The organism is Streptomyces sp. NBC_01298 (genome assembly GCF_035978755.1).
Classification (GTDB): Bacteria; Actinomycetota; Actinomycetes; order Streptomycetales; family Streptomycetaceae; genus Streptomyces.
Map to the genome: position 1 here is coordinate 8,897,102 of NZ_CP108414.1, position 13,339 is coordinate 8,910,440.

General features: G+C 70.5%; 9 protein-coding genes. 3 read left to right on the forward strand and 6 right to left on the reverse strand.

Annotated elements, in window-relative coordinates:
* Window positions 1–24: 24 nt before the first annotated feature.
* Window positions 25–1,119, reverse strand: a complete 1,095-nt coding sequence (chvE, locus tag OG730_RS40580; protein ID WP_327309005.1) for a multiple monosaccharide ABC transporter substrate-binding protein — start codon at window positions 1,117–1,119, stop codon at window positions 25–27.
* 1,201 nt (window positions 1,120–2,320) lie between these two features.
* On the opposite strand from chvE, the gene OG730_RS40585 reads away from it, so the two are divergent.
* Window positions 2,321–3,781, forward strand: coding sequence for a non-reducing end alpha-L-arabinofuranosidase family hydrolase (locus OG730_RS40585; protein ID WP_327309006.1), 1,461 nt, complete (start codon window positions 2,321–2,323; stop codon window positions 3,779–3,781).
* A gap of 213 nt (window positions 3,782–3,994) precedes the next feature.
* On the opposite strand, the gene xylA is transcribed toward OG730_RS40585, so the two are convergent.
* On the reverse strand, window positions 3,995–5,167 hold the full coding sequence (gene xylA / locus OG730_RS40590; protein WP_327309007.1) for a xylose isomerase: 1,173 nt from the start codon (window positions 5,165–5,167) through the stop codon (window positions 3,995–3,997).
* Window positions 5,168–5,260: 93 nt separating this feature from the next.
* Between xylA and xylB the strand changes: the two genes are divergently transcribed.
* A complete protein-coding gene (xylB, locus tag OG730_RS40595) occupies window positions 5,261–6,691 on the forward strand; it encodes a xylulokinase (RefSeq protein ID WP_327309008.1) in 1,431 nt (476 codons plus the stop codon).
* A gap of 13 nt (window positions 6,692–6,704) precedes the next feature.
* Window positions 6,705–7,916: an ROK family protein gene (locus tag OG730_RS40600; RefSeq protein ID WP_327309009.1), complete on the forward strand. Its 1,212-nt coding sequence runs from the start codon at window positions 6,705–6,707 to the stop codon at window positions 7,914–7,916.
* 76 nt (window positions 7,917–7,992) lie between these two features.
* Here the strand turns inward: OG730_RS40600 and OG730_RS40605 are convergent, their stop codons facing one another.
* The 4 genes from OG730_RS40605 to OG730_RS40620 all read right to left on the reverse strand — a co-directional run bounded on the left by OG730_RS40605 (window position 7,993) and on the right by OG730_RS40620 (window position 12,970).
* Window positions 7,993–9,435: a GH1 family beta-glucosidase gene (locus OG730_RS40605; RefSeq protein WP_327309010.1), complete on the reverse strand. Its 1,443-nt coding sequence runs from the start codon at window positions 9,433–9,435 to the stop codon at window positions 7,993–7,995.
* Between the two features lie 109 nt (window positions 9,436–9,544).
* Window positions 9,545–10,438: a carbohydrate ABC transporter permease gene (locus tag OG730_RS40610; protein WP_327309011.1), complete on the reverse strand. Its 894-nt coding sequence runs from the start codon at window positions 10,436–10,438 to the stop codon at window positions 9,545–9,547.
* A gap of 4 nt (window positions 10,439–10,442) precedes the next feature.
* Window positions 10,443–11,504, reverse strand: a complete 1,062-nt coding sequence (locus OG730_RS40615) for a carbohydrate ABC transporter permease (protein WP_327309012.1) — start codon at window positions 11,502–11,504, stop codon at window positions 10,443–10,445.
* 113 nt (window positions 11,505–11,617) lie between these two features.
* Complete coding sequence (locus OG730_RS40620) at window positions 11,618–12,970, reverse strand: ABC transporter substrate-binding protein (RefSeq protein WP_327309013.1); 1,353 nt, start codon at window positions 12,968–12,970, stop codon at window positions 11,618–11,620.
* Window positions 12,971–13,339 lie beyond the last annotated feature (369 nt).

Here is a 13,339-nt window from a genome sequence, read left to right on the forward strand (position 1 = left end):
GACCCGTCGGTCGGGCTCCGTGGGCTACTTCAGCTGGTCCGCGGTGTACTGGCCGCTGTCCACCAGGACCTTCTGGTAGTTCTCCTTGTCGACGCTGACCGGCTGGAGCAGCTGTGCCGGTACGGTCTTGACGCCGTTGTTGTACTGGGCGGTGTCGTTGACCTCGGGCTTGCCGCCCGTCAAGAGCGCGTCGCCCATCTGGACTGCCGCCTTGGCCAGTTGGCGGGTGTCCTTGTAGACGGTCTGGGTCTGCTCGCCCGCGATGATCGACTTCACCGAGGCCAGCTCGCCGTCCTGGCCCGTGACGACGGGAATGGGCTGGCCGGCGCCGTAGCCGACGCCCTTGAGCGAGGAGATGATGCCGATCGAGATGCCGTCGTACGGCGAGAGCACGGCGTCGACGCGTGCGGCGGTGTACGACTTGCTCAGCAGGTTGTCCATCCGGGACTGGGCGAGGCCGCCGTCCCAGCGCAGCGTGGCGACCTGATTGAAGGAGGTCTGACCGCTCTGCACGACCAGCTTCTTGTCGTCGATGTACGGCTTGAGGACGCTCATCGCACCGTTGAAGAAGAAGGTGGCGTTGTTGTCGTCCGGTGAGCCGGCGAACAGCTCGATGTTGAACGGGCCCTTGCCGTCCTTGAGGCCGAGCTTGTCGACGATGTAACTGCCCTGGAGGACGCCCACCTTGTGGTTGTCGAAGGTCGCGTAGTAGTCGACGTTCCCGGTGCCGCGGATCAGCCGGTCGTAGGAGATGACGGGGACGTGGGCGTCGGCGGCCTTCTGCAGCACGTTGGTGAGCGAGGAACCGTCGATGGCGGCGATCACCAGCAGCTTGGCGCCCTTTGTGATCATGTTCTCCACCTGGGAGACCTGGTTCTCCACGACGTTGTCGCCGTACTGGAGATCGGTCTTGTAACCCTTGGCCTGGAACTCCTTGACCATGTTGTTGCCGTCATTGATCCAGCGCTCCGACGACTTGGTCGGCATCGCGATGCCGACGAGGCCGCCTTTGGTCTCCCCGCCACCCCCGCCCTCGCCTGCTCCGTTGGCGCTCTGGCCGCAGGCTGCCAGCGACAGCGTCAGGCCCAGGGTGACAAGGCCGGCTGAAAGCTTCCGCACAGTTCCTCCAGTGATGTTCCGCGACCGGCACGGTGCGACCCGGTTGGGAGAAGCCGGAAGCGGTCGAGCGGGGCCGGCCGGGGGTCGTTTCCTCGCACGGTGTGAAGTCCGGGTTCGCGGCGGCTCCGGCCTGGCGATACCTGAGTGTTAACGCTCACAAGTGGTCCGTCAAGGGTCTGTTCGGATCGCTGTCGGGGCATACGTCCGGAGTGCGGGAGCGGACGCGCGCGGAAATTCCGGGAGCTGGACCACTGGCCCGACCCCGCTGCCCGTGTCCGGGTCACCCGCGGCTCGCACACCCTCGGCGTGGTCGGCTTCGACTCGACCCCGCCGTTCGACCAGGGCCTGGAAGACGTCGACACGATCGCGCATGGGATCTCCGCCGTCAGTGCACCGGCCCGGCGCGCCAGTTCCGTGCCGCACGCCGCGGTCGGTTTCAGCAGCCGGCCGAGGGTCCCATGGCGTCGCGACTCGGTCGCTTGTAGGACGACGTCGGCTGCGGGAACGGCGAACTCGCGGAGGGAATCGTGCCCGAGCCGCCCCGCCGCGTCATGAGCGACGAGACGGATTCTTGCTGACCGCCTACCGGACCCCGGCCGCGATCCGCCGCATGGGTGTCAGGCGGCTGGAGGCATGGCTCCGTAACCGTGAGGTCGGCGGGGCGGCCGCGCTCGCAGCCCGCGGAGTCCGTCGCCGCGACCGGCGGTGAACTCACCGCCTTCGCCGGCCCCGACCGGCGAGACGTTCTCACCCTCGCCCGGCGCCGCGGCAATGCCCTCCCGGTCGTGATCCGTGACCACGCGCCGTTCCAGGCCGCCTCAGTCCGCGGCAGAGCCGTTTGGCTTCAGGCGGGCAGCTCGTTCCCGTTACGGGGCGGGGTCGACTTACTGAGCCTCGACTTCGTCAACTGCCTCCAGAATTTACCGTCCTGATGTCTCTTCAGTGATCAGGCGGATTCTTGTAGAAGATCTTGACAGTCGCTCAGGCCCCTGGTCTCCTGCCTCCAACGCCGATGTGCGAGCTGCAAATTGTTAGCGCTAACAATGCTCCGGCGTCCCCCATCACCGCAGGGGCCACACCTTGTCGCCACACCGACGCTCGGCCGCTGCGACGCGCCGTGCGGCCGGATCCGCAGGTGCCGAGGGCGGGTCGCCCCTGCCTCAACCGTGTGACAGCTCATCCGGTCACAAAGGAGATCCAAATGCGCAGACGAAGTTCCAGCGGCAGCGGCAGCGGCAGCGGCAGCCGCAGCCGCAGCCGCCTGTCCGCGGTGCTCGCCGCCGCGGTCGCCGCCCTGGCCGCGTTGGCGGCGCTGCTCGTAGCCGCCCCGGCTCAGGCGGCCACCACCAGCGACTTGCGCGGTGTCGCCTCCGGCCGCTGTCTCGATGTGGCGGGCTTCGGCCAGACAGACGGAGCAAACGTGCACATCTGGGACTGCCACGGTGGAACCAACCAGCAGTGGACGTTGACGGACAGCAGCCAGCTGACCGTGTACGGCAACAAGTGCCTGGATGTCCGGGGCGGCGCCACCACGTCCGGGACCCCGGTGCAGATCTGGACGTGCAACGGCAGTGAGAACCAGCAGTGGCGGGTGAACCCCGACGGCACGATCGTCGGCGTGCGGTCCGGGCTGTGCCTGGAGGTCTCGGGCTGGGGCACGGCCAACGGCACGGGGGCGCAGATGTGGTCGTGCCACGGTGGCACCAACCAGAAGTGGACCGGCCTGTCCGGGGTGAGCAACGCGTGTGCTCTTCCGTCGGCCTACCGGTGGACCTCGACGGGTCCGCTGGCGCAGCCGGCGAACGGGCAGCTGGCGCTGAAGGACTTCTCCACCACCACGTACAACGGCAAGCACCTGGTCTACGCGACCACCTCCAGCGGAACGGCATGGGGCTCGACGGCGTTCAGCCCCTTCACGAACTGGTCGGACATGGGGGCGGCCACCCAGACCAGGATGAACGAACCCGCGGTGGCGCCCGAACTGTTCTACTTCGCGCCCAAGGACGTCTGGGTGATGGTGTCCCAGTGGAGTCAGTGGCCGCTCTACTACCGCACCTCCAGCGACCCCACCAACCCCAACGGCTGGTCCGCCGCGCAGCCGCTGTTCACCGGCAGCCTGCCCGTGGGACCCGGGGACCGGAGGGACGCCCCGATCGACCCGACCATGATCGCCGATGACCAGAACATGTACCTGTTCTTCGCCGCCGACAACGGCAAGATCTACCGGGCGAGCATGCCGATCGGGAACTTCCCGGGCAACTTCGGCTCCTCGTACACGACGGTCATGAGCGACGCGACGGACCTTCTGTTCGAGGCGCCGGAGGTCTACAAGGTCCAGGGCCGGAACCAGTACCTCATGATCGTTGAGGCGCAGGGCTCGAACCGCTACTTCCGCTCGTTCACCGCCTCCAGCCTGGACGGTCCGTGGACCGTCCAGGCCGGCAGCGAGAGCAGCCCCTTCGCGGGTCAGGCCAACAGCGGTTCCACCTGGGCCAAGGGCGTCAGCCACGGTGACCTGGTCCGCAACAACCCCGACCAGACCATGACCATCGATCCCTGCAACCTGCGGTTCCTCTACCAGGGCCTCCCCACCAACACGCCGGAGGGCACCGATTACCTGAAGCTGCCGTACCGGCCGGGTCTGCTCACCCTGCAGCGCTGACCCGCCTGAACCACGGTGATCGCGATGGGGTGCGGTCCGTCGACGCGTAGACGAGCGGTTTACGGCGTGGGCGACTCCACCTGCTGACCGATACGCGCCGCACCGAGGAACCCCAGCCGCGCATCGGCTGGGGTTCCTCATCCTGTACCGGCGGCCAAGGCGCGGCGGATCCGGGCCGTGGAACGCCACGGCCCGGATCTTGGGTGCACCGGCTCAGCGGGCGCCGAGGAGGTGTTCGAGGGCGAGCTGGTCCAGCTGCTCGAAGGCCATGCCGCGGCGGGCGGCGGCGTCGACGTCGAACGCGTCGAAGGCGGACGGGTCGGCCAGCAGCCCGGCCAGGCCGTCCGCGGCGGTGGGGAGGGCCAGTTCGGGCAGCCGGGAGGCGGCGAGCGCGGCCCGGACCTCCGGATCGGACCGGAAGGCTCGGGCACGCTCCGCCAGGATCAGGTAGTTGCGCATGCAGCCGGCCGCCGAAGCCCAGACGCCGGCGGAGTCCTCGGTGCGCGGCGGCTTGAAGTCGAAGTGACGGGGGCCGTCGTAGCCGGCCGACTCCAGCAGGTCGACCAGCCAGAAGGCCTGGCGCAGGTCGCCCGCGCCGAAGCGCAGGTCCTGGTCGTACTTGATGCCCGTCTGGCCGTTGAGGTCGATGTGGAACAGCTTGTCGTGCCACAGGGCCTGGGCGATGCCGTGCGGGAAGTTCAGCCCGGCCATCTGCTCGTGGCCGACCTCCGGATTGAGGCCGACCCGCTCGGGCCGCTCCAGCTCGTTGATGAACGCCAGGGCGTGGCCGATGGTGGGCAGCAGGATGTCGCCGCGCGGCTCATTGGGCTTGGGTTCGATCGCGAAGCGCAGGTCGTATCCCTGGTTCTCGACGTACTCGCCCAGCAGGTCGAAGGCCTCCTTCAGTCGGTCGAGGGCGGAGCGCACGTCCTTGGCCGCGCCCGACTCCGCGCCTTCGCGGCCGCCCCAGGCGACGTAGACCGAGGCGCCGAGTTCCACGGCCAGGTCGATGTTGCGGATCGTCTTGCGCAGCGCGTACCGGCGCACGTCCCGGTCGTTCGCGGTGAAGGCGCCGTCCTTGAACACCGGGTGGGTGAAGAGGTTGGTGGTGGCCATCGGGACCTTCAGCCCGGCCCTGTCGAGTGCGGTGCGGAAGCGCTTGACCGCCTGCTCGCGGGCGGCCTCGCCGGCGCCGAAGGGGATCAGATCGTCGTCGTGGAACGTGACGCCGTAGGCGCCGAGCCCGGCCAGCCGCTCCACGCTCTCGACGGGGTCGAGGGCGGGTCGGGTGGCGTCGCCGAAGGGGTCCCGGCCCTGCCAGCCGACGGTCCACAGACCGAAGGTGAACCTGTGCGCGGGGGTGGGGACGAGCGGGTCGCTGGTCATGAGGCGCTCCGGATCTGGGCCGAGGGCTATTTGTAATGGCGAAAAACAAATTAGTATGCCGAGACGCCAGACGGAACCCCACCGGAGGAACGCATGTCCGCTCAGCGAGTCGTGATCGGTGTCGACAGCTCGACCCAGTCAACGAAAGCCCTCGCCGTCGACATCGACACAGGCGCCGTCGTGGGCGAGGGCCGCGCCGCTCACGCCGTCAGCGCGGGCGCCGGACGCGAGAGCGACCCCGAACAGTGGTGGCGGGCGCTCGGCGAGGCCACGGCGGGCACCGGCTGGGCGGATCGCACCGCCGCCTGCTCGATCGCCGGTCAGCAGCACGGCCTGGTCACCCTCGACGCGGCCGGACGGCCGGTGCGCCCGGCGCTCCTCTGGAACGACGTCCGCTCCGCCCCGCAGGCCGCCGAACTCGCGGCCGCGTTCGGGGCGGCAGAGCTCGCCCGCCGCACCGGAAGCGTCCCCACGGCCGCCTTCACGGCCGCCAAATGGGCCTGGCTGCACACGAACGAGCGTGCCGCCGCCGACCGCGTCGCGGCCGTCCGGCTTCCCCACGACTTCCTGACGGAGCGGCTGACCGGTGAGGCGGTGACGGACCGCGGAGACGCGTCGGGAACCGGCTGGTGGGGCCCGGACGGCTACGACACCGACGTCCTCGGCCGGATCGGCCTCGACCCCGGGCTGCTGCCGCAGGTCCTCCCGCCGGGAGCCCGGGCGGGCGTCGTCCGAGCCGGGATGCCGCTGCGCGAGGGCGCACTGGTGGCGACCGGGACCGGCGACAACATGGCCGCCGCCCTCGGGCTGGGCCTGACCCCCGGACGTCCGGTGCTGAGCCTCGGTACCTCCGGCACCGTCTACGCCGTCGGCCGGACCCGGCCCACCGACCCGGGCGGAACCGTCGCAGGCTTCGCCGATGCCCTCGGCGGCTGGCTGCCGCTCGCCTGCACGCTCAACTGCACCCTCGCCGTCGACCGCTTCGCCGCCCTCGTCGGCCGCGACCGGGAGGACGTCGAGGGAGGCGGCACGGCGGTGGTGCTTCCCTACCTGGACGGCGAGCGCACCCCCGACCTCCCGGGCGCTTCCGGCCTGGTCCACGGCCTGCGCCACGACACGACGCCGGGCCAGCTGCTCCAGGCCGCCTACGACGGCGCCGCCCACGCCCTGCTCGCGGCCCTGGACGACGTGCTGCGCGCCGGAGGCGAGAGCCCCGCCCCCGGCGAACCACTCCTCCTGATCGGCGGCGGAGCCCGCGGCAGGGCCTGGCAGCGGACCGTCCTGCGACTGTCCGGGCGAGCGGTCCAGGTGCCCGAAGCCCGGGAACTGGTCGCGCTCGGGGCCGCCGCCCAGGCCGCCGCACTGCTCACCGGTGAGCCTGCCGACGCCGTAGCCCGGCGCTGGCGGACCGCCGACGGCCGGGTACTGGAGCCCGTACCCCGTGACGACGACACGCTCGAACGGATCACCAGTACGCTGCGGCGGGCGCGGGCCTTGCAGCAGGTCCCGCCGGGAGAGCGATAGGAGGGTCGGGCCGATGACGGGGACCGGCAGGGCGAGCGGGGGCGCGGAGGCCGTGCCCGCCTCGCAGCAGGGGATGCGCCGGCGGAACCTCGCGGTGGTGATCGGCGTGGTCGCCGCGCACGGACCGCTCTCCCGGGCGGACGTGGCCGGGCACACGGGCCTGACCAGGCCGGCCGTCTCCTCCATGGCCGACGAGCTCATCGGTCGGGGAGCGCTGACCGAGACGGAGACCGTGCCCAGCGGACGGGTCGGCCGCCCCGGACGGGCGCTGGCCCTGAACGATCGGGGTCCCGCGGGCCTCGGCCTGGAGATCGGCGTCACCCATCTCGCCGCGTGCGTCGTGGACCTGCGCGGTGAACCCCGGGTTTGGCGTCGGGTGGAGCGGGCCAACGCGGGCCGGCCGGCCGGAGAGGTGCTGGCGGAGGCCGCCGCGCTGGGCGCCGAGGCGGAGTCCGAGGCCGCGGCCCTCGGCCTGTGCGTCGAGGGCCGCGTCTTGGCCGTGCCGGGGGTGGTGCCGAACGAGCCGGGCGGACTGGTCGCGAACGCTCCCAACCTCGGCTGGCACGCCGTCCGCCTCGCCGACCACTGGCCCGACCCCGACACCGCGCCGGAGCCGGAGAACGAAGCCAACCTCGGGGCGCTGGCCGAGCAGTGGCACCGGGGCAACCCCGCCGAGACCTTCGTACACGTCTCCGCCGAGGCCGGAATCGGTGCCGCACTGGTCATCGGCGGGCAGCTGTTCCGGGGCGCCCGCGGTTTCGCGGGCGAACTCGGGCACCTGCCCGTCCACCCCGAGGGCGCCCCTTGCGCCTGCGGGGCACGCGGCTGCCTGGAGCAGTACGCGGGTGAGGCGGCCGTGCTGCGCGAGGCCGGGCTGGGCCCCGTCGGCGACCCGGTGGCCCTGCTCGCCGAGCGGGCAACCGCCGGACACGCCGCCACCCTGCGCGCCCTGGACCGCGCAGGGCGGGCCCTGGGCCTCGCCCTGACCTCGGCGGTGAACCTGATCGACCCGGACGGCCTCGTGCTGGGCGGCGCCTACGCCGAACTCGCCGACTGGCTCCTCCCGTCGGTACGCGCCGAACTGGCGGCGAGGGTCACCGTCCGGCCCTGGGACCCGGATGCGGTGCGCCCCTCCGTGCTGGGGCGCCGCGGACCGGTGCTGGGCGCGGCGTGGTCGACCGTCCGGCAGATCATCGCTGATCCCGCCCGCCTGCCCATCCGCTGACTGGTGATGTGACCGGGAAGGCTCACCGGGCCAGGGCGCAGAACCCGTCCACCGCGCATCGGTGCGCCGTCGTGGGCTACGCGCCGCCAGGAGCGTGCAGCTCTCCCGTCTTCGCCACGCGGGCGTACCAGTGCGCGCTCGATTTGGGTGTGCGCTTCAGGGTGTCGTAGTCGACGTGGATGGCACCGAAACGTTTGGCGTAGCCATAGGCCCACTCGAAGTTGTCGAGGAGCGACCAGAGGAAGTAGCCGCGTACGTCCACTCCGTCGGTGATCGCCCGGTGGACGGCGTCGAGGTGGGCGTGGATGTAGGCGGCGCGTTCGGGATCGTGGACCGTGCCGTCGGGTCCGATCTCGTCCTCGTACGCCGCTCCGTTCTCGCTGATGACGAGCGGCAGTCCGGGGTACCGGGCGGCGGTGCGGGTCAGCAGGTCGTACAGCGCGCTCGGGTCGACCGGCCAACCCATCGCCGTGCGTGCGCCCGGCGCCTGGTGGAAGGCGACCTCGTCCGCGCCGGGCCAGGGGGAGTGTTCGCTGTTTCCGTGGCCGTCGTCCTGCGGCTTCTGGTCGCCGGGCGCGACGTGCGAGACGACGGTCGGGGTGTAGTAGTTCACGGCGAGCAGGTCCAGCGGCTGGTGGATCGTGGCGGTGTCGCCGTCGCGGACGAAGGACCAGTCGGTCAGGTGCGCGGTGTCCGCGAGCAGGTCCTCGGGGTAGGTGCCCTCGAGCATGGGGCCCAGCCAGATCCGGTTGCCGACGGCGTCGATGCGCCGGGCCGCGTCCCGGTCCTCGGCCGAGGGGGTCAGGGGGCGGACCTCGTGGAGGTTGAGGGAGACGGCGAGCTGGGCGTCTGCGGGCAGTGCGGCGCGCAGGGCCTGAATGGCGAGGCCGTGGCCGAGGTTGAGGTGGTGGGCGGCGCGCAGGGCGGCGACCGGGTCGGTCCGGCCGGGGGCGTGCACGCCGGAGCCGTAGCCGAGGAAGGCGCTGCACCAGGGCTCGTTGAGGGTGATCCAGTGTTTGACCCGGTCTCCGAGGGCGTCGGCGACGAGCCCCGCGTACTCGGCGAAGCGCTCGGCGGTGGCGCGCTCGGGCCAGCCGCCCGCGTCCTCCAACTCCTGGGGGAGGTCCCAGTGGTACAGGGTGAGGGCGGGTGTGATGCCGGCGGCCAGCAGCTCGTCGACCAGCTTGCGGTAGAAGTCCAGGCCCTTTTGGACCGCCGGTCCGCGGCCGGTCGGCTGGACGCGCGACCAGGACACGGAGAACCGGTAGGCACCCAGGCCGAGTTCGGACATCAGCCGGACGTCCTCGGGGAAGCGGTGGTAGTGGTCGACGGCCACGTCACCGGTATGGCCCTCGAAGACCTTGCCGGGGGTGTGCGAGAAGGTGTCCCAGATGGACGGGGTCCGGCCGCCTTCACGGGCCGCGCCCTCGATCTGGTACGCGGCGGTGGCCGTGCCCCACAGGAAGTCGGACGGGAAGGTGCGGGTGGCGGTGAGTGGCCGGGTCTCGGACGCGGTCATAGGAGAGCGCTCCCAACGTAAGTGTGGTTGAAGTCGTGCCGGATGAACCGGTGCCGGAAGAGGGGGCACGAACAGGCCGACGAGGCAGGTCGTTCCTCAAGGAACGCCGTCAGTTCTTGACGGCGCCGGCGGTGATGCCGCCCACGATGTGCTTGCCGAGTACGGCGAAGACGAGCAGCAGCGGCAGAGTGGAGATGAGCGCGCCGGTCAGGACGACGGCCTGGTCGACGGTGTGGTTGCCCGCGCCGAGGCCGGCCAGGGCGACCTGGAGGGTCGGATTGCCGTCCGGGGTCAGTGCGATGAACGGCCAGAAGAAGTCGTTCCAGGCCTGGACGAAGACGAGCATTCCGAGGACCGCCATCGCGGGCCGGGCCACGGGGAACACCACGTGCCAGATGATGCGCAGGCTGTGGGCGCCGTCCATCCTGGCGGCCTCTACGAGTTCCACCGGGAGCGCCTCGATGAGGTACTGGCGCATGAAGAACACGCCGAAGGCGGCGACCAGGGAGGGCAGGACGACCGATTGGAGCTGGTCGACCCAGCCGAGGTCGGTGATGATCTGGTAGAGGGGGATGACGCTGAGCTGGGGTGGGATCGTCATCGTGGCCACCACCAGAGCCAGCAGGGCGCCCCGGCCCTTGAAGGGCAGTTTGGCGAAGGCGAAGCCGGCGAGGGTGGAGAACAGGACGGTGGACAGGGCCACGAGCCCGGCCACGATGGTGGTGTTGACCAGGGCCTCGCCCATGTCGACTTGGTTCCAGGCGAAGGCGAGGTTGTCGAAGAGCCGGGGGCCGGGCAGGAGCGGGGCCGGGGCCTCCACCACGCGCTCGCCGGTGTGGGAGGCGGCCACGAGGTTCCAGTACAGCGGGAAGAGGGAGACGAGGGCGGCCAGGCCGAGCAGGACGTACGTCAGCGGTCCCGCATGGTGCTGACGGCCCGCCGATGAGCGACGACGCCATGTGCGCGGCGCCGCGGCGGTGGTCTTTTCGAGTGTGCGGGTCATGGGTTCAGCTCCCCGCCTTCGTGCGGATGTGGCCGGATCGGCTGCCTCGGCGATGGCTGCGGTTGCGGTTCGAGCGGGTGATCAGCGCCTGGATGCCGCCGATGAGCAGGAGGAGCAGGAGCATGACCCAGGCGATGGCGGAGGCTTGGCCCAGTGCGCCGGTCACCCAGCCCTTCTCGTACATGAGCAGGCTCAGCGTCTGGAACTGGTTCCCGCTGCCCCCGCTGATGCCGACGCTGCCGCCGAAGAGCATCGGTTCGCCGAAGAGCTGGGTGGCGCCGATGGTGGAGACGATGACGGTGAACAGGATCGTCGGCCGGATGGAGGGGACGGTGACGCTGATGAACTGGCGCCAGCGCGAGGCCCCGTCCAGCGCGGCGGCCTCGTAGAGGTCCTGCGGTACGGCCTGCATCGCGGCCAGGTAGATGAGCGCGTTGTAGCCGGTCCAGCGCCAGGTCACGATCGTGGAAATGGCTATCTGGGCGGGCCACTTGGAGGATTCCCAGGCGACCGGCTCGAAGCCGACCCAGCCCAGGACCGTGTTGATCAGGCCGTAGTCGGTGTTGAAGAGCTGGGCGAAGACGAGCGTGGCCGCCGCGATGGAGGTGGCGTACGGGGCGAGGACCGCGACGCGGAAGAAGCCCCGGCCGCGCAGTTTGTAGTTGAGCAGGTGCGCGAGTCCGAGGGCCATCAGCAGCTGGGGAACGGTGGAGATCACGCCGATGGTGAAGGTGTTCGCGAGCGCGTTCCAGAAGAACTCGCTGGTCGCCAGGGAGCTGTAGTTCTCCAGCCCCTTCCACTGGGCGCTGCCGCCGAGTTCGACCCGGTGGAGCGAGAGCCAGCCCGTGTAGATCAGGGGGAAGAGGCCGAAGACCGCGAAGGTGAGGAAGAACGGAGCGATGAAGACGTACGGGATCGCCTTCAGGTCGAGGCGGTAGAGCGTGCTGCGCCAACCGCTCCGGCCCGAGGGCGGCTGCCTGTGGGAGCCGGGGCCGGCGCTGGAGCCCGGGGCTTGTGCGGCGGGCGGCGCGGAGCCGCCACCCGTCGCCCGTACGGAGGTGGCCACGGGGGCGTCCTTCCAGGTCGATGCGTGCAGTGATGCGGTGGGGGCGGATGGTCGGCGGCCCGCCGCCACCCGCGGGGAGGTAGCGGGTGGCGGCGGGCCGTCACACTGTCCCGTTACTGGTCGATCTTGTCGTCGACCAGCTTCTTGACGTTCTCCCAGGCCTTGGCCGGGTCGGTGCCGCGCTGCTCGATGTCGAGGATGCCGTTGTCGGTGAGGAAGGTCTTCACCTGGCCGTCCCAGCGGCTGATCGGGGCGGGCGTGATGCCGGCCGCGGCCTCCGAGTAGATCTTGCCGACCGGGGTGTCACCGAAGTACGGCAGCTTGGCGTCCTGGACGGTCGCCGAGGTGAGCGTGTCCTTGGTCGAGGGGATGTTGCCGTTCACGCCGAAGACCTTGGCGTGCTGCGCCGGCGCGGTCAGCCAGGCGGCGAGCTCGGCCGCCTCCTTGACGTGCTTGCCCGACTTCGGCACGGCCAGGAACGAGCCGCCCCAGTTGCCCGCCACGGGCGGCGCGGCGATGTCCCACTTCCCCTGGTTCTCCGGGCCCGCCTGGTCCTTGATGATGCCGGTCATCCAGCTGGGGCAGGCGACGGTGGCGAACTTCGCGTTCTTGAAGGCCGCGTTCCAGGTGCCCTTCTCGTCGAACTGGCGCAGCTTGCCCGTCAGTTCGCCCTTCGCCGCCGCCACGGCGGTGTCCCAGGCCTTCTTCACGCCCGGGCTGTTCTCGTAGTCCAGCTCGCCCTTGGTGTTCGCGTACTGCACCGGCTCGCTGGAGATCACCGCGTTGAACAGGCCGCTCGCGGAGTCGTGGAAGGAAGTCCCGGCCGGGGCGCTCTTCTTGTACGTCTCACCGGTGGCGATGAACTTCGCCCAGTCGCCCGCCCACAGCTTGCCGACCTCCGCGCGATCGGTCGGCAGGCCGGCCTTGGCGAAGAGGTCCTTGTTGTAGCAGATGGCCATCGGACCGATGTCCGTGCCGAGGCCGATGACCTTGCCGTCGCCCGTGGTGGCCTGCTTGACCTTCCAGTCCAGGAACGCGCCGAGGTCGGCGCCGCCCGTCTTGCCGAGGTCGGTCCACTTGTCCGCCATGGCCGGACCGGTCGCCTCCGCGATGTAGCCCACCTCCAGGGCCTGGATGTCCGCGAGACCGCTGTCCCGGGAGAGCCGCAGCTTGAGGGTGTCCCAGTACTTCTGGCCGTCGGCGACGTTCGACTCTTCGATCTTGATGTTCGGGTGCGTCTTCGTGTACTCGGCGTAGAGCTTGGCTCCGGTCGCGTCGTCATAGCCGAAGGAGCCGAAGGTGCCGATCCGCAGCGTGATCTGCTCCTTGGCGGCCGAGCCGTCATCTCCGGCGGGGCCGTCGTCGCCGCAACCGGTGAGCAGGGCCGCGCCGGTCACGACGGCGACGGCTGCGGCGATTGCGTTGATCGCGGTGCGGCGTCCGCGTCTGCTGCTGGAAGTGCGCATGAACTCTCCTCGTCCAAGGTGGTTCTCGTTGTGCGCCAGGGGGGTCCGGCGGGGTGTTCGCGGCTCGGCGAGGAGCCCGCCAGGACCCGATGGTGAAGGCCGTTGTCGCACCCCTGAATGGGAGCGCTCCCACGTCGCTGCCGGAAGGTTGCTGCCCAGCGGGGGTGGGTGTCAAGAGGTGAACGCGAATTCAATCGAGATGGGCTCCCGCCGCACCTCCGGGTCCCCTTTCCGGTGGCGGCCCGTCGGATAGTGAACGAGACCGTGGCGGAGTGAGGGAATCGAGGCTAGTGTGGGAGCGCTCCCACATCCTCCGTCGGCGTACCGTGTGCCGGAGCGACGAGGTGGGGCCCACTGTCTTGCCCGATT

Coding starts and splice junctions, on each gene's coding strand:
- OG730_RS40585 (WP_327309006.1), top strand. CDS start 2,321: ATGCGCAGACGAAGTTCCAGCGGCAGCGGCAGCGGCAGCGGCAGCCGC.
- xylA (WP_327309007.1), bottom strand. CDS start 5,167: ATGACCAGCGACCCGCTCGTCCCCACCCCCGCGCACAGGTTCACCTTC.
- xylB (WP_327309008.1), top strand. CDS start 5,261: ATGTCCGCTCAGCGAGTCGTGATCGGTGTCGACAGCTCGACCCAGTCA.
- OG730_RS40600 (WP_327309009.1), top strand. CDS start 6,705: ATGACGGGGACCGGCAGGGCGAGCGGGGGCGCGGAGGCCGTGCCCGCC.
- OG730_RS40605 (WP_327309010.1), bottom strand. CDS start 9,435: ATGACCGCGTCCGAGACCCGGCCACTCACCGCCACCCGCACCTTCCCG.
- OG730_RS40610 (WP_327309011.1), bottom strand. CDS start 10,438: ATGACCCGCACACTCGAAAAGACCACCGCCGCGGCGCCGCGCACATGG.
- OG730_RS40620 (WP_327309013.1), bottom strand. CDS start 12,970: ATGCGCACTTCCAGCAGCAGACGCGGACGCCGCACCGCGATCAACGCA.